Annotated in this window: 21 protein-coding genes and 2 pseudogenes; 8 read left to right on the top strand and 15 right to left on the bottom strand. The window is 42.7% G+C overall.

Going from position 1 to position 17,854, the window contains the following annotated elements:
* Positions 1-137 precede the first annotated feature (137 nt).
* Both FFV08_04425 and FFV08_04420 read right to left on the bottom strand, forming a co-directional pair.
* Positions 138-212, bottom strand: a pseudogene (locus FFV08_04425) (NUDIX hydrolase).
* The gene (locus tag FFV08_04420) at positions 211-942 is read right to left on the bottom strand and encodes a cyclase family protein (GenBank protein QLB51962.1); all 732 of its coding nucleotides are present in this window, start codon (positions 940-942) and stop codon (positions 211-213) included. The pseudogene FFV08_04425 and the gene FFV08_04420 overlap by 2 nt, the downstream one beginning before the upstream one ends.
* Positions 943-1,413: 471 nt before the next feature.
* On the opposite strand from FFV08_04420, the gene FFV08_04415 reads away from it, so the two are divergent.
* Positions 1,414-1,959 carry a biotin transporter BioY gene (locus tag FFV08_04415; protein ID QLB51961.1) on the top strand — a complete coding sequence of 182 codons (546 nt, stop codon included), beginning with the start codon at positions 1,414-1,416 and terminating at the stop codon, positions 1,957-1,959.
* A 24-nt stretch (positions 1,960-1,983) separates the two neighbouring features.
* On the opposite strand, the gene FFV08_04410 is transcribed toward FFV08_04415, so the two are convergent.
* Entirely contained in the window at positions 1,984-2,196 is a 213-nt protein-coding gene (locus FFV08_04410; GenBank protein QLB51960.1) for a hypothetical protein, read from the bottom strand.
* Positions 2,197-2,286: 90 nt separating this feature from the next.
* On the opposite strand from FFV08_04410, the gene FFV08_04405 reads away from it, so the two are divergent.
* Positions 2,287-2,643, top strand: a complete 357-nt coding sequence (locus FFV08_04405; GenBank protein ID QLB51959.1) for a hypothetical protein — start codon at positions 2,287-2,289, stop codon at positions 2,641-2,643.
* A gap of 26 nt (positions 2,644-2,669) precedes the next feature.
* On the opposite strand, the gene FFV08_04400 is transcribed toward FFV08_04405, so the two are convergent.
* The 3 genes from FFV08_04400 to FFV08_04390 form a co-directional block, all read right to left on the bottom strand.
* The gene (locus tag FFV08_04400; protein ID QLB51958.1) at positions 2,670-3,023 is read right to left on the bottom strand and encodes a hypothetical protein; all 354 of its coding nucleotides are present in this window, start codon (positions 3,021-3,023) and stop codon (positions 2,670-2,672) included.
* Positions 3,024-3,065: 42 nt separating this feature from the next.
* Entirely contained in the window at positions 3,066-4,352 is a 1,287-nt protein-coding gene (locus tag FFV08_04395) for a U32 family peptidase (protein QLB51957.1), read from the bottom strand.
* A gap of 221 nt (positions 4,353-4,573) precedes the next feature.
* Positions 4,574-5,545 (bottom strand): U32 family peptidase, encoded by a 972-nt coding sequence (locus FFV08_04390; protein QLB51956.1) that lies wholly within the window; start codon positions 5,543-5,545, stop codon positions 4,574-4,576.
* Between the two features lie 88 nt (positions 5,546-5,633).
* Between FFV08_04390 and FFV08_04385 the strand changes: the two genes are divergently transcribed.
* On the top strand, positions 5,634-5,936 hold the full coding sequence (locus FFV08_04385; protein ID QLB51955.1) for a DUF3270 family protein: 303 nt from the start codon (positions 5,634-5,636) through the stop codon (positions 5,934-5,936).
* Positions 5,937-6,054: 118 nt separating this feature from the next.
* Here the strand turns inward: FFV08_04385 and FFV08_04380 are convergent, their stop codons facing one another.
* The 6 genes from FFV08_04380 to FFV08_04355 form a co-directional block, all read right to left on the bottom strand.
* Positions 6,055-6,537, bottom strand: coding sequence for a YtxH domain-containing protein (locus FFV08_04380; GenBank protein QLB51954.1), 483 nt, complete (start codon positions 6,535-6,537; stop codon positions 6,055-6,057).
* Positions 6,538-6,552: 15 nt separating this feature from the next.
* Entirely contained in the window at positions 6,553-6,951 is a 399-nt protein-coding gene (locus FFV08_04375; GenBank protein ID QLB51953.1) for a DUF948 domain-containing protein, read from the bottom strand.
* A gap of 57 nt (positions 6,952-7,008) precedes the next feature.
* Positions 7,009-7,794, bottom strand: a complete 786-nt coding sequence (locus FFV08_04370; GenBank protein ID QLB51952.1) for a prolipoprotein diacylglyceryl transferase — start codon at positions 7,792-7,794, stop codon at positions 7,009-7,011.
* Positions 7,787-8,722, bottom strand: coding sequence for an HPr kinase/phosphorylase (locus FFV08_04365; GenBank protein QLB51951.1), 936 nt, complete (start codon positions 8,720-8,722; stop codon positions 7,787-7,789). Before FFV08_04365 ends, FFV08_04370 begins: the two co-directional genes overlap by 8 nt.
* Positions 8,723-8,860: 138 nt before the next feature.
* Positions 8,861-9,352, bottom strand: a complete 492-nt coding sequence (locus FFV08_04360) for an NUDIX domain-containing protein (protein ID QLB51950.1) — start codon at positions 9,350-9,352, stop codon at positions 8,861-8,863.
* Between the two features lie 205 nt (positions 9,353-9,557).
* Positions 9,558-9,854: a PspC domain-containing protein gene (locus FFV08_04355; protein QLB51949.1), complete on the bottom strand. Its 297-nt coding sequence runs from the start codon at positions 9,852-9,854 to the stop codon at positions 9,558-9,560.
* 78 nt (positions 9,855-9,932) lie between these two features.
* Between FFV08_04355 and FFV08_04350 the strand changes: the two are divergent.
* Positions 9,933-10,004, top strand: a pseudogene (locus FFV08_04350) (NUDIX hydrolase).
* Positions 10,005-10,124: 120 nt separating this feature from the next.
* Here FFV08_04350 and FFV08_04345 read toward each other — a convergent pair.
* Complete coding sequence (locus FFV08_04345) at positions 10,125-10,562, bottom strand: SprT family protein (protein QLB51948.1); 438 nt, start codon at positions 10,560-10,562, stop codon at positions 10,125-10,127.
* A complete protein-coding gene (locus FFV08_04340; protein QLB51947.1) occupies positions 10,549-12,681 on the bottom strand; it encodes an RNA-binding transcriptional accessory protein in 2,133 nt (710 codons plus the stop codon). The genes FFV08_04345 and FFV08_04340 overlap by 14 nt, the downstream gene beginning before the upstream one ends.
* 178 nt (positions 12,682-12,859) lie before the next feature.
* Between FFV08_04340 and FFV08_04335 the strand changes: the two genes are divergently transcribed.
* From FFV08_04335 to FFV08_04320, 4 genes are all read left to right on the top strand, one after another.
* A complete protein-coding gene (locus tag FFV08_04335; GenBank protein ID QLB51946.1) occupies positions 12,860-12,997 on the top strand; it encodes a hypothetical protein in 138 nt (45 codons plus the stop codon).
* Complete coding sequence (locus FFV08_04330; protein QLB51945.1) at positions 12,994-13,899, top strand: permease; 906 nt, start codon at positions 12,994-12,996, stop codon at positions 13,897-13,899. The genes FFV08_04335 and FFV08_04330 overlap by 4 nt, the downstream gene beginning before the upstream one ends.
* Entirely contained in the window at positions 13,896-14,714 is an 819-nt protein-coding gene (locus FFV08_04325; protein ID QLB51944.1) for a TIGR03943 family protein, read from the top strand. Before FFV08_04330 ends, FFV08_04325 begins: the two co-directional genes overlap by 4 nt.
* Positions 14,715-14,888: 174 nt before the next feature.
* Complete coding sequence (locus FFV08_04320) at positions 14,889-16,349, top strand: glucose-6-phosphate dehydrogenase (protein ID QLB51943.1); 1,461 nt, start codon at positions 14,889-14,891, stop codon at positions 16,347-16,349.
* 103 nt (positions 16,350-16,452) lie between these two features.
* Here the strand turns inward: FFV08_04320 and FFV08_04315 are convergent, their stop codons facing one another.
* On the bottom strand, positions 16,453-17,847 hold the full coding sequence (locus FFV08_04315; GenBank protein ID QLB51942.1) for an IS1182 family transposase: 1,395 nt from the start codon (positions 17,845-17,847) through the stop codon (positions 16,453-16,455).
* Between the last annotated feature and the right edge of the window lie 7 nt (positions 17,848-17,854).

Raw genomic sequence — 17,854 nt, 5'->3', positions numbered from 1 at the left:
TCTATTTATTAGTTATTATATGAGACGAGAGGCTAGGACAAAAGTCCTAGCCTCTCAATTGTCTTTGGATTGTCGAGCAAGACGCAGTGGTTGAGTGGGCTCTACTACGCTGATTTCATCAGCTTTTACAGCCCTACTCAACTGTGCGGAGGTGGGACGACGAAATCGAATTCTAACGAATTACCGATTTCTGTCCCACTCTCTTTTTCATTATGGTAAAATAGCTACAGCCCTCACTGGTGAACCGCTGGCTTGATGCCAGTTGGGAAAGCTAATCGAGATGAGAGCACCTTTAGCCGGCAATTGATCCAGATTGGTCATAACTTCTAACTGATAAATGTCCTGCTCCAAAAGATAGTATTCATTGAGCAGTCCATGCTCCGCCGTGGGGATACCCGCATCAGTGTCAAACGTCTCATGACCCACAGCTTTGACACCACGCTCCTTTATTAGAAACTCAAGAGCATCTTGTCCCCACCCAGGAGTATGCTGAATCTCCTGAGCATCCAGATTGCGCATGGCAGATTGACTTGGCCAACGCTTGGACCAGTCTGAGCGAAAGGCAACAAAGGTTCCTGGATCAATTTGTCCGTGCTCCGCTTCAAAGTCCAAAATATCCTGCTTGCCCAGAATAAAATCTGGATTCTCTTCTACTGCTTTTGATTTGTCAATAACCACCAAAGGCAGGAAAAGATCTTTTAGCTCAATCTCTTCCAACCAGCGACCACCCTCCACAAAGTGAATCGGAGCATCAATATGAGTCCCGTACTGGCCAACTACAGAAAACTGCTGAACATGAAAACCGTCTTTCAAAGTGAAAATATCCTTTTTCTCCAAGGCAGGCAGAGCTGGAAAATGCGGACTGTCTTCCTTAATCTGATGGGACAAGTTGACCCACTTTTTCGCCTGTAGTTCCTGATAAATTTTTAGTAAATCTGTCATATGCTTCTCCAATCTAGTCTATCTTGCTTTGGAAAGATGTTGATTACGCACCCACACCTCTAGCAAAAAATCTTATTTACTTTTGCATTATTATATCAATCAAAGTGTGCTGCTGCAATTCTTTATAGCTCTTTTAGATAATCCTTTTTTATTGATAATAGTATAGTTTGAAGCTATAGCTAATTTTTCTAATGAAACCTATTCAAACATTGAAAATTTTGATATGATAGTACAAAGCAATCCAGAAACGAGGAAAACAGATGAGTAAAACGAAAAAGCTTCTTGCAGCCTTAGGCATCCTTTTCTTTAATATTTTTGGCCTCATCGCCTTCATCGTCTTGCTTATCAGAAGCAAGAAACGAAAATAAAAATCTGTCTGAATAATTGTCTCGTCCGATTAAGAAGGGCTTGACTTTTTTTTATTTAGCTTTTAAAATAGTTACCATAAAAATAAAAAGAGGTTTACTGTTTATGAACAAGAACAAAGCTTTTCTTCTTGCCCTCCCAGCTATCGGAGCTGCCTTCCTAGCCGTCCTATCCCAATTAACTATTTCCATTGGCCCCGTTCCCATCACGCTGCAGACTTTTGCTGTCGGTTTGATTGCAACGATTTTCAAACCTCGCGAAGCGGTTTTGTCAGTCTTTATTTATCTGCTTCTGGGAGCTATTGGCCTGCCGGTCTTTGCTGGAGGAAGTGGTGGTTTTCAGGCTCTCTTTGGTCCAAGCGCCGGATATCTCTGGTTCTACTTACTCTTTGCACTTGTGACATCCAGTCTGACCCATAAGGACAGTCCTTTCTATATGATTTTTATAGCCAATGTATTGGGTGACGCTCTCGTCTTTGTCGGCGGTATCCTAGGACTGCATTTCTTAGGAGGACTTGATTTCTCTAAATCAATCGCGGTTGGCCTTACTCCTTTTATCCTGCCAGACTTGCTAAAAATTGTTGCCATCACCATTATCAGTATCCCTATTTTTAAGAGTCTGAAATTCCATTCCTACTTTTCAGAGAAATAGAAAAAACTGATAGAGCTTTCTCTGTCAGTTTTTAAATGCATCCACGAGAATTTGAAATTCTTCATTAGAAAGTGTAATTCCCTTGCCCATCTTGCTGTGGTCTGGGCTCCAAGTCCGAATATCATACTTAGCTGGTGCTCCGTTAAAGCTAACTCGGTTGAGTTCCTTGGTCCAGCCCTTGTCATTTTCAGACAGGACCAGAAGTTTTTCTTCGATTTCGAATGTAAATTCAGCCATATTTCACCTCTTGTTTTATTTTCCAACTAATAATTCGTAAAAGAATTTACAATTTAGGGAATTTTGTTATATAATATATTGTAACAAGTTATGGAGATTTTAGCTATGAAAAAATATCTCGAAATGATTTTACAAAGAGCCAACGAATTTATCAGTGGCAAAAAGAATGAGCAAGGACCAGAGGACAGCGGCCGCATTCTGCGTACCATTGAACTAGCTCTGAGAAAACAATCTGGTGTCCACGTTATCTTTCTGGATAAAAGCTTCACCGGCGATATTGTCAAATACGATCGCGAGCGCCTGCAGCTGATTATCAAGAATTTCAAGAAAAGTATGACCACTATTATCCGCGTGCAGGACATCAAGCGAATCAGTCTCGTACCCAATAATATCCGTGAAGCCCAAAAGAAAGACATTCGCATCACCAACCGTCGTTTCAAAAGATAACTCTTCCATCCAGCTGGGTGGAAGAGTTATTTGTTTGTCTGAAAATAAATCGATCGATGCTTCTTGCATCCTGGATTAAAAGGATGAGTACAGATAGGACAGGCATCCTCACAGCCAAAATACTGAGAAATAGTCAGCTCCGTCCTGCAATGGCCGCAAAGAACCATTCGATCTTCAGACCGGCTCATGGGATAGCCCAGAAAAGCATGGTCTTCGTAGCGGTCATGGCAGAGAAAGCAAGGATAGTATTTCTGACAAGCAAAGCACTTAAGGGCTATGATATCTCTCTCACTGTGATAATGCTGGCAGCGAGTCTCCTCATCAAGAATATCTCCGTAAACCTGAATCATGCTATTTCCTCTCTGAAAACCTCTATTCATAAAAATGGCTTTTAGATTAAAAAGCCACCTATGAAAATAAGATTAAGCTCGGACGGTCACGCTAGTGCCATCTTCCTTATAAAGATTAATCAAACCTTCCTTGCGAGCCCTCACCATATCGCCAGCCTCTACGGGCTGCTCCAAGTGAATGGTCAGGAGTTCCATCGGATTAGGAGCCCGATCAATTTTGTTCCCATCAGCATCTCGAAGGTCTGTGATAAAGGTTTCAAAATGACGGAAGCCTGGTCCGTAAAATTCAACCTGATCTCCTTCATGGATAACATTTCGCTGACGAATAGTCGCTGTCTGACTGTCTGCGTCATAGGCTACTACTTCTGCTACAAATTTGTATTCTGGAATCTTGCGTCGCGCTCCAAACAGCTGCTCATTCTCAGTTGGAGTATGATAGTAGAATCCTGTGGCCAATTCTCGTTGAGCAACTTTCCACATCTCATCGACCAAATCCTGCTTGATAGCTTCGAACTTTTCAGGACTTTCTAGATAAGCGTTCACTGCTGCTTTATAGCAGTTAGTCACCGTAGAAACGTAATGAATAGACTTCATCCGTCCCTCAATCTTCAAGCTATCCACTCCATTTTCAATCATGTCTGGTATGCGGTCAATCATGGACATATCAACTGCGGACATGGAAAATTCTTCTGGAACTTCCCCCTTCAAGCTCTTACGTTCTTGACCAAAAGGCATGTCGTAGAGATCATATTTCCAACGGCAGGATTGCGAGCAGCCTCCACGATTGGCATCGCGCATACTCATGTGATTGGATAACGTACAGCGGCCGGAGTAGGAAATACACATGGCTCCATGAACAAAGGCTTCTATTTCAACGTCAGTCCGTCGGCGAATTTCAGCCAGCTCAGCCATAGAAACTTCGCGAGCTAGGACAACACGAGTCAATCCTAGATTTTTCCAGAATTCCAGCGTTTCATAGTTGGTCGCACTAGCCTGAGTTGACAGGTGGATTTCCAGACCAGGTGCTTCTGATGCTGCAATAGCAATCAAAGCCGGATCTGAAACAATGACAGCCGCAATCCTGATATCCCGCAAACGGCGGAACCACTCACCAGCTCCCTCTTCATTGCCCTCGTGCATGACCATATTGGCCGCGACATAGACCTTAGCCCCATAACGAGCCGCAAACTGAACCCCTTCTTCCATCTGTTCAAAGGTAAAGTTCCCAGCCCGACTGCGCAGACCATAGGCCTGTCCGCCAATAAAAACAGCATCTGCTCCATATCGAACAGCTACTTTTAGCTTTTCCAAAGTACCAGCAGGTGATAACACCTCTGGTCGTTTCATCTTTCTTGCCATCATTTTCTCCTATTTGCAATATAAAAGTGTTGATGTCTAATCCTTATTATTTTATAGTAATTTGCCCCTAAAAGCAAGGTTCTTTGAATTATTTTCACAATTCTAATTTTTAGATTATTCGAATTAATTCAAAAAACCAAACATCTATTTTTTATCCTAATTTATCAATGTTATTTTTGTTCTCAAAAAAGAACTCCTAAAAGGAGTCCCAGCCTCGATATTTATTTTACCATATCGGGATCATAGTCATAAAATCCTGTATCGAGAAAACGATTTTTCGGATGCAGTTTGTGAATCATTTCATCCAGCACAAAGGCTTGATTTGAGCTAAACTTGCCTGCTTCAATCAAATCCCTTGCCTCTACAAAAATCTTAGCAATCTCAACAAAGTTATGACCAGGTGTGTAGAGACCTTCTAGCTTCCAGTGGCAGAATCCATGGTCAACCAACTCTATTAGCTTGGTTATCAAATCCAAGTCATTATTGGCAAAAATATGAGTACCATGATTGTCCTCAAAAATCGAGTAATGGCTCTGCGGGTCACTAGGTTCCGCCAAAAAGAGATCCCGCTCCCGCGTCTTTTCATCATCGATATGAGTAAAGTTGTAGTAATTTTGCAAGAGAGGACGCTTGGAGTGATGGATAACACTGGCCCCGTAAACCAAGACTTCAGCAGGAATTTCCAAAATCTCTGGCATCTTAAAAAGCTCAGCAGAAGGAATCTCACGCGCCAAGACAGCTTCTGACACACCAGCGTTCTTAGCCCAAAAGTTAATCTGACGGCTGCTGGTAACCATGGTCGAAGCGTCGTAAATGGTTTTTAATTTGTAGCCATCGCGTTGCAACACATAGAAAACACCAGCGTCTCCAACGGTAATATAATCTGCCCCAATTTCCTGGAGGAAATCAAGATAGGGCTTGATCTTATCCATCATTTCTTGATGCATGAGAGCATTCACCGCAACGGTTAACTCTTTTCCTGATTGATGAACTAATTCAGAAATTCGAGTTAATTCGTCTAAACTAAAATTATGAGGTAAACGAAGGCCATAATTTTTCTCGCCAACATAAATTCGATCGACATTTGCCTCCAAAAGTTCCTCAACTTGCTCTATACTTTCAGCTGTTGCTGTAATAATTATCTTTTTCATAAAACCATTATAGCAAAAAAATATAAAGGAGTGGTTTTTCATTCGAATTTATTCGTTTTGTAATGTTTTTGTAATATTTTGACCTGCAAAAAAATGGTAGAATTAGAGGGTACTGTAAGGAGAGAGAATTATGCACGTAAGAAAATACCAACAATATGATGACCCAACTGACTACTACTACCAAGAAATTGAATCTGAACAAACACCACTCTATCAAGAGTACTTGCCTGAAGCGGAAACATCACCAAGATTAAGCGAACTCTTTTTCTTCTTGAATATTGCTGTTTTCTGTGTCTTGACAGTTTTGTTTAGCTTTATATTTTTGAGCTTGAAAATGAATACATTTATGTCCTTCGCTTTGGCCATCGCTTCCAGCTTGATTAGCATCCAGTCTTATCGCTTGTTCGCAAAGAAACGCCAAACTAGCAAATAAACCAACCTTGTGATTCTACGATTTTAAAATATAAGAAAAAACCGAAGATGCCTTATGTCCTCGGTTTTTTCATTCTAGCAAACAAAGAAGCCTGGCAATTTTGCTAGGCTTCTTTGTTTTATTTCTCTTCTTGATTATCAGTTTCAGCAGTCTTTTCTTCTTGACCTTCTGTCGCTTCTGCTCCGAAGTCAATGATGATTTCTTCTGAAGGTTCCTCTTCTTCCTCTTGGAAGATTACAGGCTCTTCCTCTGCAAAGTTGCTTTCTTCTTTATCAAATTTTTCTTTGATTTCGTTAAACTTATCTTGTGAGTAGTCTACGACTGATTTTGTCGTTTCTTTGACAGATTCGATGACTGTTTCAGTTGTAATCTCGCCTTTCTCAACCTTTTCTTTGGTTTGTTGAATAGCACTGACAGCTTGATTTGAAAAGTCTTTAGCAGACTGAACCACAGATTCATGGATATCGTCAGGATTTTCTTGGTAATCCTTAACAAACTCCCGAACCTTGTCTGTCGTTTCCTTTCCTTTCTTACTGGTCAGGAAATAGGCAGCAGCAGCACCCGTAATGGCACCCAATAACAGTGATGAAAATTTTCCCATGGTAAACCTTCTTTCTTATTTTTTAAACAATTTTGAAGCAAAACGCAAAGCAGATAAGCCAGCTGTAGTTTTGACGGTTCCCTTACCAGCAGACACCGCTTTTTTACTCAGCGTACGCGCTTGAACGTTTAAATCTGAAACGGACTCAGACAGGTCCGCAACAGCTGTAAACAAAGGATCAATGGTTGCGACTTTTTGATTGATGTCGTCAGTTAAGACATTGACCTTGGCCAGTAAATCATTGGTTTGGTGAAGGGTCACATTGACATCAGAAGTCAAGACCTTGATGGTATTTTCTGTTTCATCTAGCATCTTACCAGCTTTCTCGCCCAGATTTTTGACAGTAATCGTCAAGTAAATCACGAAGATAATGAGGGCTATCGCCAGTAAAGCATAAGCAATTTCAATTATCATATTTCTCTCCTTTCATTGCAGACATCTCTTACAAGAGTCAGCGGCTCTAAGCATTTCTTATTCTTGATAATAAGGGGCTTGCTTTTTTCTTTGGTAAATGATGATGCCAATTCCGACAAAAATAAGAATCAGCGACAGCCATTGGGAAACACGCAGACCAGCAAACATGAGACTGTCCGTCCGCATACCCTCAATAATCATCCGGCCAAATCCATACCAGATTAGATAGAAGGCGGCGATTTCTCCCTGCCTCAGCAACTTAGGCCGACGGCGGAGAACAATAATCAAGATAAAACCAAGTAGGTTCCATAGAGATTCATAGAGGAAAGTTGGCTGTCTGTAACTGCCTTCGATATACATATTCTCACGAATAAAGCTAGGCAGATAGTCCAAACTCTTAACTGCCGCACCATAGGCCTCATGGTTGGCAAAATTTCCCCAGCGCCCAATACTCTGGGCAATCATGACACTTGGTGCTGCAATATCTAGAAAATCAACTGGATGAATCAGCCTTCTCCGACAGAAAAAGTAGAGAACGATAGCACCAGCTATCAGCCCACCATAAATAGCAATACCTGCTATTCCGCCATTCCAAAAATCAATGATTTTTATCAGATTCTTACCGTAATAATCCCATTCGAAGGCAACGTAATAAAGTCGGGCACCCACGATGGCTACGGGAAAAGCCACTAGGATAAAATCCAAAATATCATCAGGAATAATCTTTCGACGCGGAGCCTCTTTCATGGCAAGATAGACAGCCAAGACTAAGCCTGTGACAATACAGATGGCATACCAGCGAATACTGATAGGTCCAAGTTGAATAGCTACTGGATCAATCATGTTTCACCTCATTTCGTCTAATTAAATCAGTGAGGCGTTCTTCAAAGATCTTGGTAGCATCATAGCCCATTTCCTTAGCCCTATATTTCATTGCTGCAGCCTCAATCACAACCGAGATATTTCGACCAGTTTTCACAGGAATCCGAATACGCGGAATTCTGACACCGGCAACTTCTAGCTCTTCTGTATCATTGCCCAGACGGTCAAAGGTCTTATGGACATCAAAGTTTTCCAGATAGACAGCTATTTGAACCTGAGAAGAATCTTTGACAGCAATAGCTCCGTATAGGCTCATGACATCAATGATACCAACACCACGAATTTCCAATAAGTGGCGCAGGATTTCAGCCGGCTCTCCCCAAAGTGTCATTTCATCCTTGGCATAGATATCCACTCGGTCATCCGCAACCAACCGATGGCCACGCTTAACCAACTCAAGCCCTGTTTCACTTTTACCGATTCCGCTGTCCCCTTGGATGAGAACCCCCATGCCATAGATATCCATCAGAACACCATGAACACTGGTTCTCTCAGCCAGCCGAGAATCAAGGTAGCTGGAAATTTTTCCAGACAAGCGACTGGTAGAGGTTTTGCTTCTAAGAATAGCAATCTGCTTCTCATCAGCAGCACTAATCATTTCTTCAGGAATCTCTAAATTCCGAGCAATGATAATCACCGGCGTCTCAGGCTGGAACATTTTCAGCAGCACCTGATGGCGGTTATGAGAGCTCATCTTCATCAGATAAGACCACTCTTTCATCCCAATCAGCTGTATCCGATCAGGTTTATAAAAATCAAAATATCCTGTCAGTTCAAGTCCTGGCCGAGAAATATCTGAAGTCTTTATTTCCTTCTCCAGTAAAACGTTATCTCCGTACTCCTGAGACAGGCGGGATATTTTTAAGAGGTCTTTGACCTTTACCGACATTGTCTTCTCCCTTCAAATTTGTCTTCCTCTATTATAGCAAATTTTTACCTCAAAAGAACCCTTAAGATTAATTTTAGGTCGAAAAAATATTTTGATTTAAATCAACTTTTTAGTAAAAATAGAAAAACAGCCAGAACATCAATCAATCAGGCTGCTGAGAATTTTCTTTTGGTTCTTAAAACAAGGATGGTTTTCTACAAAGGCCGAGACCTCTTTCAGAGGCAACCAGACATGAGCATCTGTTTCACCTACCTGATAGCGGACTTGACTCTTATCGCCAGACACAAGCACTTCATAATAGTCGAAATGGCACTGATCTTTGACAGAGCACACCTGCTCCAAAAGCCTGATGCTATCAGGAACCAGGCCAGTTTCCTCCTTTAACTCACGCAGGGCGGCTGTCTGACTATCCTCTCCTGCCAGCACACTGCCTCCCGCTCCGAACTCATAGTAGCCAGGATAAAGACTTTTATTTGCTGACCGTCGCATAAAGAGAATATCGCCATCCTGATGGCGAACCAAGACATTGACACAGAGATGAAACTGTCCTTCAGGAATTTTTTCTCCTCGAACCAGGAGATGAGGGAGTTGATTTCGATTTAAGTCATAAGCATTCCAAACTTCTGTCATATTTCCTCCTTGGATGAATTACTAATATTTTGGTGGAGTTTTTAAGTATAGATTTATCTGGTTTTCTAGCCTGCTTTTTTTTGAGAGTTTATCTAAAAGAAGCAAGCAGAAAATTAATCACGGCATAGAAATGTCTTACTAAAACATTCCCTACGTCAAGTAAAAAATCGGGAGTGCATCCCGAAATTTTCTATCTTATTAAGAATTACCAAAACCAGCCGTCTTTATCGTCTTTGATAGCTTCCGCTTCTTTTCGTTTGCGTGGGCCAGTTCCATACATTTCCTCTTCTATATCTTCTTTATAGGGCATAACCATAGCCAGCAGGATATAGATGAGAATTCCCAAGCCGAAATTGACCACAGTAAAGATAATAAAGAGGAAGCGCACTAGGCTCAGATCAAAATCAAATTTATCAGACAGACCGGACAAGACACCGGAAATCAGCCGATTTTTTTTCAACTTATAGAATTTCACGTTCATGATAGAGACCTCAATAATCATATTTACTTTATTCTACCATAATTTATGCGAAAACAATCGGGCCAAAGGCTGATTATAGTTTAGAAAATTCATTCTTTTAAAAAAGAGAGTGGGACAGAAATCGGTAATTCGTTAGAATTCGATTTCGTCGTCCCACCTCCGCACAGTTGAGTAGGGCTGTAAAAGCTGATGAAATCAGCGTAGTAGAGCCCACTCAACCACTGCGTCTTGCTCGACAATCCAAAGACAATTGAGAGGCTAGGACTTTTGTCCCAGCCTCTTGCTGGTTTATCAAGCGTTCTCCGACAAACGGAGCTTGCCCATACAGCGTCCGCACCGGTATTTTTGAAGATTGACTCTGCGTCTGCGACGGATAAGTGCTCCGCAGCTCAGGCATTCATAGATGAGAAAGGTTTGCGAATCTGACAATGAGGGGGCGTAACGCAGACCATCAACTCGCTTGAGCAGGTCTTTAAAATCTCTATCCCCATGACGGTAATCTTTGCCCTGATAATAGAGGTGATAGTGAGCTAACTCATGGCGGACAATTTTTCGAAAGGTCTCCAGCCCAAAAGTTTCATAGATTTTTGGGTTGAAATCCAGATGTCCGTCTTTAGGAAAGAAGCGTCCCCCTGTAGTGCGGAGACGCTTGTTCCAATAAGCTTGGTGGCGGAATTCCCAGCCAAAATCCTCAAGCGAAACCCGCTTGACGTAATCAGTTAGATTCATTTGGTGCTATCAGAGAGAGGTTAACCTTCTCCCGCTCCACATCCAGTTTGTCTACCCAGACTGTGACTAAATCGCCAACAGATAGGACCTGACTAGGATGCTTGATATAGTCTGTGCTCAGCTTGGAGATATGAATAAGACCGTCTTCGTGGATACCGATATCCACAAAGGCTCCGAAATCAACGACATTGCGGACGACCCCTTCCAGCTTTTGACCGATGCGCAGATCCTTGATATCCAAGACATCTTGCCGCAGAACTGGTGCGTCAAAGGAATCTCGCAAATCTCTGCCAGGCTTGAGCAAATCAGCAATAATATCTTTGAGGGTTTCTTCTCCCAAGCCTAACTCTGCAGCCAAACTAGCAGTCTGCACTGCTTTTAATTTGGCTTGGGCTGCTTCATCCAAACTGCTAATTTCAAGACGCTTAAAGAGCTCCTCCACTGCCTTATAAGACTCTGGGTGAACACCTGTATTGTCTAGCAGGTTATCACTTTCAGGAATACGCAGGAAGCCGGCCGCCTGTTCAAAAGCCTTTGCGCCTAGACGCGGCACTTTCTTGATAGCCTCGCGAGACCGAATCAAGCCTCCCGTTTCCCGGTACTTGACAATATTTTCTGAGATAGTTTTATTAAGACCAGCTACATGGGCCAGCAGAGCAGGACTGGCGGTGTTGATATTGACCCCGACTTGGTTAACCACGGTATCAACGACAAAGTCCAGACTTTCAGACAGCTTTTTCTGGCTGACATCATGCTGGTACTGACCAACTCCGATGGACTTAGGATCAATCTTAACCAGCTCTGCCAAAGGATCTTGCAGACGGCGAGCAATGGAAATAGCTGAGCGCTTTTCAACAGTCAAATCTGGAAACTCATGACGAGCCAGTTCACTAGCAGAGTAGACAGATGCTCCGCTCTCATTGACGATAACATAGCTGACATTTGGATGGGATTTCAAAACTTCAGCTACAAAGGCTTCGCTTTCTCGACTGGCCGTTCCGTTTCCGATGGCGATGATTTCCACGCCAAACTGCTCAATCAGCTCTGACAGTTCCTTCTTAGCAGCTTCAATCTGAGCTGGCTTTGCTGGTGGAACGGGATAGATGACATGAGTCGTCAGCATCTTGCCTGTCGCATCAACAACAGCCAGCTTGGCTCCTGTCCGAAAGGCTGGGTCAAAGCCCAGTACTACGCGACCTTTGAGAGGAGCAATTAGGAGGAGCTGGCGGAGGTTATCTGAGAAGAGCTGAATCGCACCATCCTCAGCAGCCTCAGTCAGCTCGGTCCGAATACGGCGCTCCATAGCTGGAATGATTTTCTTTTTAACCGCTTGCTGAACTGCTTCAATAATATAGGCATTTTTCACCTTGAAGCGTACTTCAAAGAAGCGCAGAATTTTCTCAAGATTGTGCTCAAAACCCACCTTGAGAATACCTAGCTTCTCACCACGGTTAAGAGCCAAGGTGCGGTAGCCTTGCATGGTCGCTACTTTTTCTGAAAAATCATAATAAATCTGGAAGACCTGCTTTTCATCCAAATCCCCGTCTTTGAGACTGGATACGATAGAAGAATTGGTCTGCATCTCATGGTAGGTCCAAGCCCGCAGCTTGGTATCTTCAGAAATTGCTTCAGTCAGAATATCCACTGCTCCAGCTAGAGCATCCTCTGCTGCCGGAAAGGCTTCACTAGTAAGTTTCTCAGCTTCTTCCAGCAGATTAGCCGCATCCTGTAGGATTAAGCGGGCCAAAGGAAAGAGACCTGCTTCACGGGCAATAGTTGCCTTGGTACGGCGCTTCTCCTTGTAAGGAAGATAAAGTTCTTCCACATCTGCTAGCTTTTCAGCAGCCTCAATCTCAGAGCGCAGCGCATCCGTAAGTTTGCCCTGCTCCTCAATCTTAGCTAAAACCGTTGCTTTACGCTCTGCCAAAGCAGTCATGCTCTTATCTAAGTCAATGATTGCCTTAATCTCTACCTCATCCAGATTTCCTGTCATTTCCTTACGGTAACGAGCAATAAAAGGAATTGTATTTCCTTCAGCAGTCAGATCTAGGACCTGTGATACTTGGCTTTCTTTAAGGCCCAATTTCTGGGCAATTTTTTCAATATTTATATTTTCCATAACAATCCTATTATATCACAAGTGCTTTGAAAGATAGGCAGTTTTAGAACTATTTAGTAATATTTGTACAAAAAAATTTAGGGTAAATCAGCGACAAAGAGTCTCCTATGTTTCAAAATTTCATTTTTTGATAATTGGTAGTATAATAGAATTATTATTTTAGAAATGAGGTGCCTTTATGGCTGTTAAATTTACTAGATCAGACGATTTGGATAAGATGTTCGAGGAGTTTGCGACCCTGCCCAAGATTGAAAAGGTAGAGTTCCCTGAGGAAGACAAGAAAAAATCTAAAAATGAGAAGGATAAGAAAGAATGAGCTTCTTCTCTCAGCTGCCGGCCAGTGTCCTGCAAGCAGGCGCCATCTTTCTCTCCATTATCATTGAGGCCCTGCCTTTTGTCTTGATTGGAAGTATTATTTCTGGCTTTATCGAGGTTTATGTCACGCCAGACAAGGTTTATCGTTTCCTGCCCAAGAACAAATGGGCCCGGATTTTCTTTGGAAGCTTGATTGGTTTTGTCTTCCCCTCTTGCGAGTGCGGAATTGTTCCCATTATAAATCGGTTTCTTGAAAAGAAAGTTCCCAGTTACACGGCTGTGCCTTTTCTGGTAACGGCTCCAGTCATCAACCCTATCGTACTCTTTGCGACCTACTCAGCCTTCGGTAATTCCTTCCGAATGGCTCTGCTTCGTACTTTAGGTTCTATGGTCGTGGCTATTCTTTTAGGGATTTTTCTGGGCTTCTTTGCAGATAGCAATATTCAAAAAGAAAATCGCAAAGCAGTCCATGAGCATGACTTTTCACATCTCAGCAAAGGACAAAAGCTATTTCAGGTATTTGTGCAAGCCATTGACGAATTTTTCGATACAGGCCGCTATCTGGTCTTTGGCTGTCTCTTTGCCAGCCTGGTCCAAGTCTATGTGCCAACCAGAATCCTGACCTCTATCAGCTCGACACCAGCTGTTGCTATTCTTCTCCTCATGCTGCTGTCCTTCCTGCTCTCACTTTGCAGTGAAGCTGATGCTTTCATCGGGAGCTCCTTGATTTCTAGCTTCGGCTTATCGCCAGTCTTAGCTTTCTTGGTCATTGGGCCTATGCTAGATGTCAAGAATCTGCTGATGATGAAAAACTACTTTAAGACACGCTTTATCTGGCAATTTATCAGCCTGGTTACCGTCGTCGTCTTTCTTTACTCTTGGCTTGTGGGGGTGGTGCTATGATTCGTTTTCTAATATTAGTCGGCTACTTTGAGCTTACCATGTATCTGCAGCTGACGGGCAAGCTTAATCAATATATCAATCTCCACTATTCCTATCTGGCATACTTGTCTATGATTCTGTCTTTTGTCTTGGCAGTTGTGCAGCTTATCATCTGGATGAAGAAGATGGAGGTTCACAGTCATTTAAGTACTCGCTGGGCCAAGTTAGGCAGCGTGCTGCTCCTTGTCATTCCGCTTTTTGTAGGAATTTTCTTTCCAACTGTAACCTTGGATTCGACAACAGTTTCAGCTAAAGGATTTCATTTCCCGCTGGCTGAGGGAACTTCAACTGCTATTCAGCAGGACGAAGGCACAACCAGCCAATACCTAAAGCCGGATACCAGCACCTACTTTACCAAAGGGGCTTACGAAAAAGAAATGCGGGCAGCCGCTAAGAAATATGTTAAGCAAGATACCATTCAGGTCACAACTGAGAACTACATGGAGGTCATGGAGGTCATCTATGATTATCCCGACGAGTTTGTGGGCAAGACGCTGGAGTTCACCGGCTTTGTCTACAATGACCCCAGCGATCAGAAGAGTCAATTTCTCTTTCGCTTTGGTATTATCCATTGTATCGCCGACTCAGGTGTCTATGGCCTCTTGACGACTGGAAATACCCAGCATTTCGAGAATAACACCTGGATTCATGCCAAGGGAAAAATTACCATGCACTACCATAAAAGTCTGGGACAAAGCCTTCCAACTCTAGAAGTTGAAAGCTTTGGTAAGGTAGAAAAACCAGAAAATCCTTACGTTTATCGGGTATTTGAATAAAGAAAACGAGGCTAGCACAATTGTGTCTTAGCCTCATTTTTTATATTTGAATATGTTTCAAGCAGCGGTCAATTTCTTTCCATTTGTCTCCCTTTTCAGAAAGCGAATTTCTGAATACAATCTTTAGAAAAATTGTGATAAAATAGAGACATCATTTAGAAAATAGGTATCAGGATGTCTTCAAAAGTTATTGTAACAATTTTCGGAGCCAGCGGTGACTTGGCCAAAAGAAAACTCTATCCATCCCTCTTCAGGCTCTATAAATCTGGCAATCTTTCCAAGCATTTTGCAGTTATTGGAACAGCCCGCCGGCCTTGGAGCAAGGAGTATTTTGAGTCTGTCGTTGTCGAAGCAATCGCTGATTTAGCTGACAGTCCAGAGCAAGCCCAAGAGTTTGCCAGTCACTTCTACTATCAAAGTCATGATGTGCAGGATACCGAGCACTACATTGAGCTGCGCAAGCTTCAAAACCGACTCAATGAGCAGTACCAAGCCGAGCACAATAAACTCTTCTTCCTGTCCATGGCTCCGCAATTTTTCGGCACCATTGCCAAACACCTCAAGTCTGAAAACATCGTAGATGGCAAAGGATTTGAACGTCTGATTGTCGAAAAACCTTTCGGGACAGATTTGGCAACTGCCAGCCAACTTAACGAAGAACTCTTGGCTGCCTTTGATGAAGAGCAGATTTTCCGTATTGACCATTACCTAGGCAAGGAAATGATTCAGAGCATCTTCGCTATCCGCTTTGCAAATCTTCTCTTTGAAAACATCTGGAATCGTGACTACATTGACAATGTCCAGATTACCTTTGCAGAAAAGCTAGGTGTTGAAGAACGCGGCGGTTACTATGACCAGTCCGGTGCTCTGCGGGACATGGTTCAAAATCATACTCTGCAGCTGCTCTCCCTCTTAGCTATGGATAAGCCGAAAAGCTTCAGTAAAGAGGACATTCGGGCAGAGAAAGTCAAAGTTTTTGAGCGCTTGGTAAAGCCGAATAAAGAAGACCTAAAACGCTTCTTTATCCGCGGTCAGTATAAGTCTGGCACGGTCAGAGGTAAGAAATACATCTCCTACCGGAGCGAACCTAATGTTAATCCTGACTCCATGACCGAGACCTTTGCTTCAGGAGCTTTCTTCGTAAATAGCAATCGTTTCCGTGATGTTCCATTTTTCTTCCGAACTGGTAAACGTCTCACTGAAAAAGGCACTCTTGTTAATATTGTCTTCAAGCAGATGGAGTCTATCTTTGGTGAGGAATTAGCACCAAATGTTCTGACCATTCATATCCAGCCGACTGAGGGCTTCTCACTTAGCATGAATGGCAAAGAGGTCGGCGAGCGCTTCAGCTTAGCTCCTCTCTCTCTAGACTATCGAACAGACGCAACAGCTAGCGGTGCTTCCCTTGATCCTTACGAAAAATTAATTTTTGACGTCCTTAACAATGACTCAACTAACTTCAGCCACTGGGATGAAGTCCGCTCCAGTTGGGAGCTGATTGATCAGATTGAAGAGCTCTGGCATAGCAATGAAGTGCCTCTCCATGAGTATCCTGTCGGTTCTATGGGACCAGATGCTTCCTTTGAACTCCTTAGAGAATTTGGAGCTGACTGGCAGTGGTCTCCAAAAAAATAAGATTTAAAAAATATTCATAAAAAACCAGTACTCGTACTGGTTTCAGACCGTAGACAAACATTCCAAATAGTGTTTGTCTTTTTCTGTTTGTCAGGCTAAAATTTCATCTTTTGATTTCATCTTTTGATAGCATAATGGTCATTTGAACAAAATAAAAAGGCTTCCCCACCCTCATTTTTACTAGTTTTTTGAGATTCAAACACGCCAAAGTAAGCCCAACCTTATCTTCCATCTTGGACTTGCCTTTCTCTCTTGTATAACGGAGGTTGTGGTATTCTTTAGCTGTCCCAAAGAGCCGCTCAATGGTTTCTTTGCGCTTCTTATAGAGCTCCTTCATCCCTCTTTGGTGTCGAATCTCTTCACAACATTCAAGCGCATCTTTCCATACATGTCTTGTGATGACTTTCTGCTGATTCTGGCTCTGGGTACAAACAGATAATAGGGGACAGGCGACACATACTGTTGAATCACTCTTATACTCACGGTAGCCTGCTCGGGTCGTCGTGCGATAGGTTAACACTTGGTTCTCTGGACAGAGGTAACAGTCATAATAGGAATCATAAACAAAATCATTGGGCCTTAAGTTCCCTTTTACACCCTTGGGGCGGGTATAAGGGAAGACAGGGGTAATCTCTCTGTCTAACAAAAATTTTGCAATACTTGGGGTTTTATAACCTGCATCTGCGATGAGATAGGTTGGATGAAAAGGCTCAATCTTGGCAAAAAGGGCAGGGAAAGCCTGACTATCATGAACATTTCCTGCTTCAACCGTATAAGCCAAGGCCCAACCATGCTTATCACACGCTACTTGGGCAGAATAGGCAAAGACTTCCTTGTGTTCCCCCTTGTGGAACCAACCACTCTCAGGATCTGTCCTTGAGATTTTCTTTTCCTTAGCCTCGCTTTCTTTTGCGGGCTTTAAGGGCTTTTTTTCGTGTTTTCTCCTATCTAAATCAATCTCAACTTCCAATTGCTCACTCATAAATGTAGCTTGTTGGGCAACCATTTCCTTATGATACTTGTGGCTGTTGGCTGCCGCTTTAATATGGGTTCCATCCACAAATATCTCAGAAGGATCAATCAAACCAGCACATAAAGCTTGATGGAGTACGTGTGAAAATATCTCAGTAATCAGTGCTTTATCTTGAAAACGACGGCTGTAATTCTTTCCATATGTGGTAAAATGAGGCACCTTGTCATCCAAGCTTAGTCCAAGAAACCAACGATAAGCTACGTTTACTTCTATGTCTTTAATGGTTTGGCGCATGGAGCGAATGCCATAAAAACATTGAATCAAAGGAATTTTGACCAACATGACGGGATCTAGACTGGGACGACCCTGATCTGGGCTATAGGTTTCTTCAACCAAGTCATAGATAAAGTCAAAATCAACCTCCGCTTCCAATTGGCGAAGAAAGTGATCTTCTGGGACCAATTCGTCTATCGTATAGAAGCCATATTGGCAGCGATTATAATCAGATTTTTCTTTGTGAAACATAGGGAGC

The sequence above is a fragment of the Streptococcus sanguinis genome (genome assembly GCA_013378335.1).
Taxonomy (GTDB): domain Bacteria; phylum Bacillota; class Bacilli; order Lactobacillales; family Streptococcaceae; genus Streptococcus; species Streptococcus sanguinis_I.
Note: the sequence above shows the minus strand (reverse complement) of the source record. Positions and strands in the feature narration are given on the sequence as shown.

Coding starts and splice junctions, on each gene's coding strand:
- FFV08_04420 (QLB51962.1), bottom strand. CDS start 942: ATGACAGATTTACTAAAAATTTATCAGGAACTACAGGCGAAAAAGTGG.
- FFV08_04415 (QLB51961.1), top strand. CDS start 1,414: ATGAACAAGAACAAAGCTTTTCTTCTTGCCCTCCCAGCTATCGGAGCT.
- FFV08_04410 (QLB51960.1), bottom strand. CDS start 2,196: ATGGCTGAATTTACATTCGAAATCGAAGAAAAACTTCTGGTCCTGTCT.
- FFV08_04405 (QLB51959.1), top strand. CDS start 2,287: ATGGAGATTTTAGCTATGAAAAAATATCTCGAAATGATTTTACAAAGA.
- FFV08_04400 (QLB51958.1), bottom strand. CDS start 3,023: ATGAATAGAGGTTTTCAGAGAGGAAATAGCATGATTCAGGTTTACGGA.
- FFV08_04395 (QLB51957.1), bottom strand. CDS start 4,352: ATGGCAAGAAAGATGAAACGACCAGAGGTGTTATCACCTGCTGGTACT.
- FFV08_04390 (QLB51956.1), bottom strand. CDS start 5,545: ATGAAAAACCACTCCTTTATATTTTTTTGCTATAATGGTTTTATGAAA.
- FFV08_04385 (QLB51955.1), top strand. CDS start 5,634: ATGCACGTAAGAAAATACCAACAATATGATGACCCAACTGACTACTAC.
- FFV08_04380 (QLB51954.1), bottom strand. CDS start 6,537: ATGGGAAAATTTTCATCACTGTTATTGGGTGCCATTACGGGTGCTGCT.
- FFV08_04375 (QLB51953.1), bottom strand. CDS start 6,951: ATGATAATTGAAATTGCTTATGCTTTACTGGCGATAGCCCTCATTATC.
- FFV08_04370 (QLB51952.1), bottom strand. CDS start 7,794: ATGATTGATCCAGTAGCTATTCAACTTGGACCTATCAGTATTCGCTGG.
- FFV08_04365 (QLB51951.1), bottom strand. CDS start 8,722: ATGTCGGTAAAGGTCAAAGACCTCTTAAAAATATCCCGCCTGTCTCAG.
- FFV08_04360 (QLB51950.1), bottom strand. CDS start 9,352: ATGACAGAAGTTTGGAATGCTTATGACTTAAATCGAAATCAACTCCCT.
- FFV08_04355 (QLB51949.1), bottom strand. CDS start 9,854: ATGATTATTGAGGTCTCTATCATGAACGTGAAATTCTATAAGTTGAAA.
- FFV08_04345 (QLB51948.1), bottom strand. CDS start 10,562: ATGAATCTAACTGATTACGTCAAGCGGGTTTCGCTTGAGGATTTTGGC.
- FFV08_04340 (QLB51947.1), bottom strand. CDS start 12,681: ATGGAAAATATAAATATTGAAAAAATTGCCCAGAAATTGGGCCTTAAA.
- FFV08_04335 (QLB51946.1), top strand. CDS start 12,860: ATGGCTGTTAAATTTACTAGATCAGACGATTTGGATAAGATGTTCGAG.
- FFV08_04330 (QLB51945.1), top strand. CDS start 12,994: ATGAGCTTCTTCTCTCAGCTGCCGGCCAGTGTCCTGCAAGCAGGCGCC.
- FFV08_04325 (QLB51944.1), top strand. CDS start 13,896: ATGATTCGTTTTCTAATATTAGTCGGCTACTTTGAGCTTACCATGTAT.
- FFV08_04320 (QLB51943.1), top strand. CDS start 14,889: ATGTCTTCAAAAGTTATTGTAACAATTTTCGGAGCCAGCGGTGACTTG.
- FFV08_04315 (QLB51942.1), bottom strand. CDS start 17,847: ATGTTTCACAAAGAAAAATCTGATTATAATCGCTGCCAATATGGCTTC.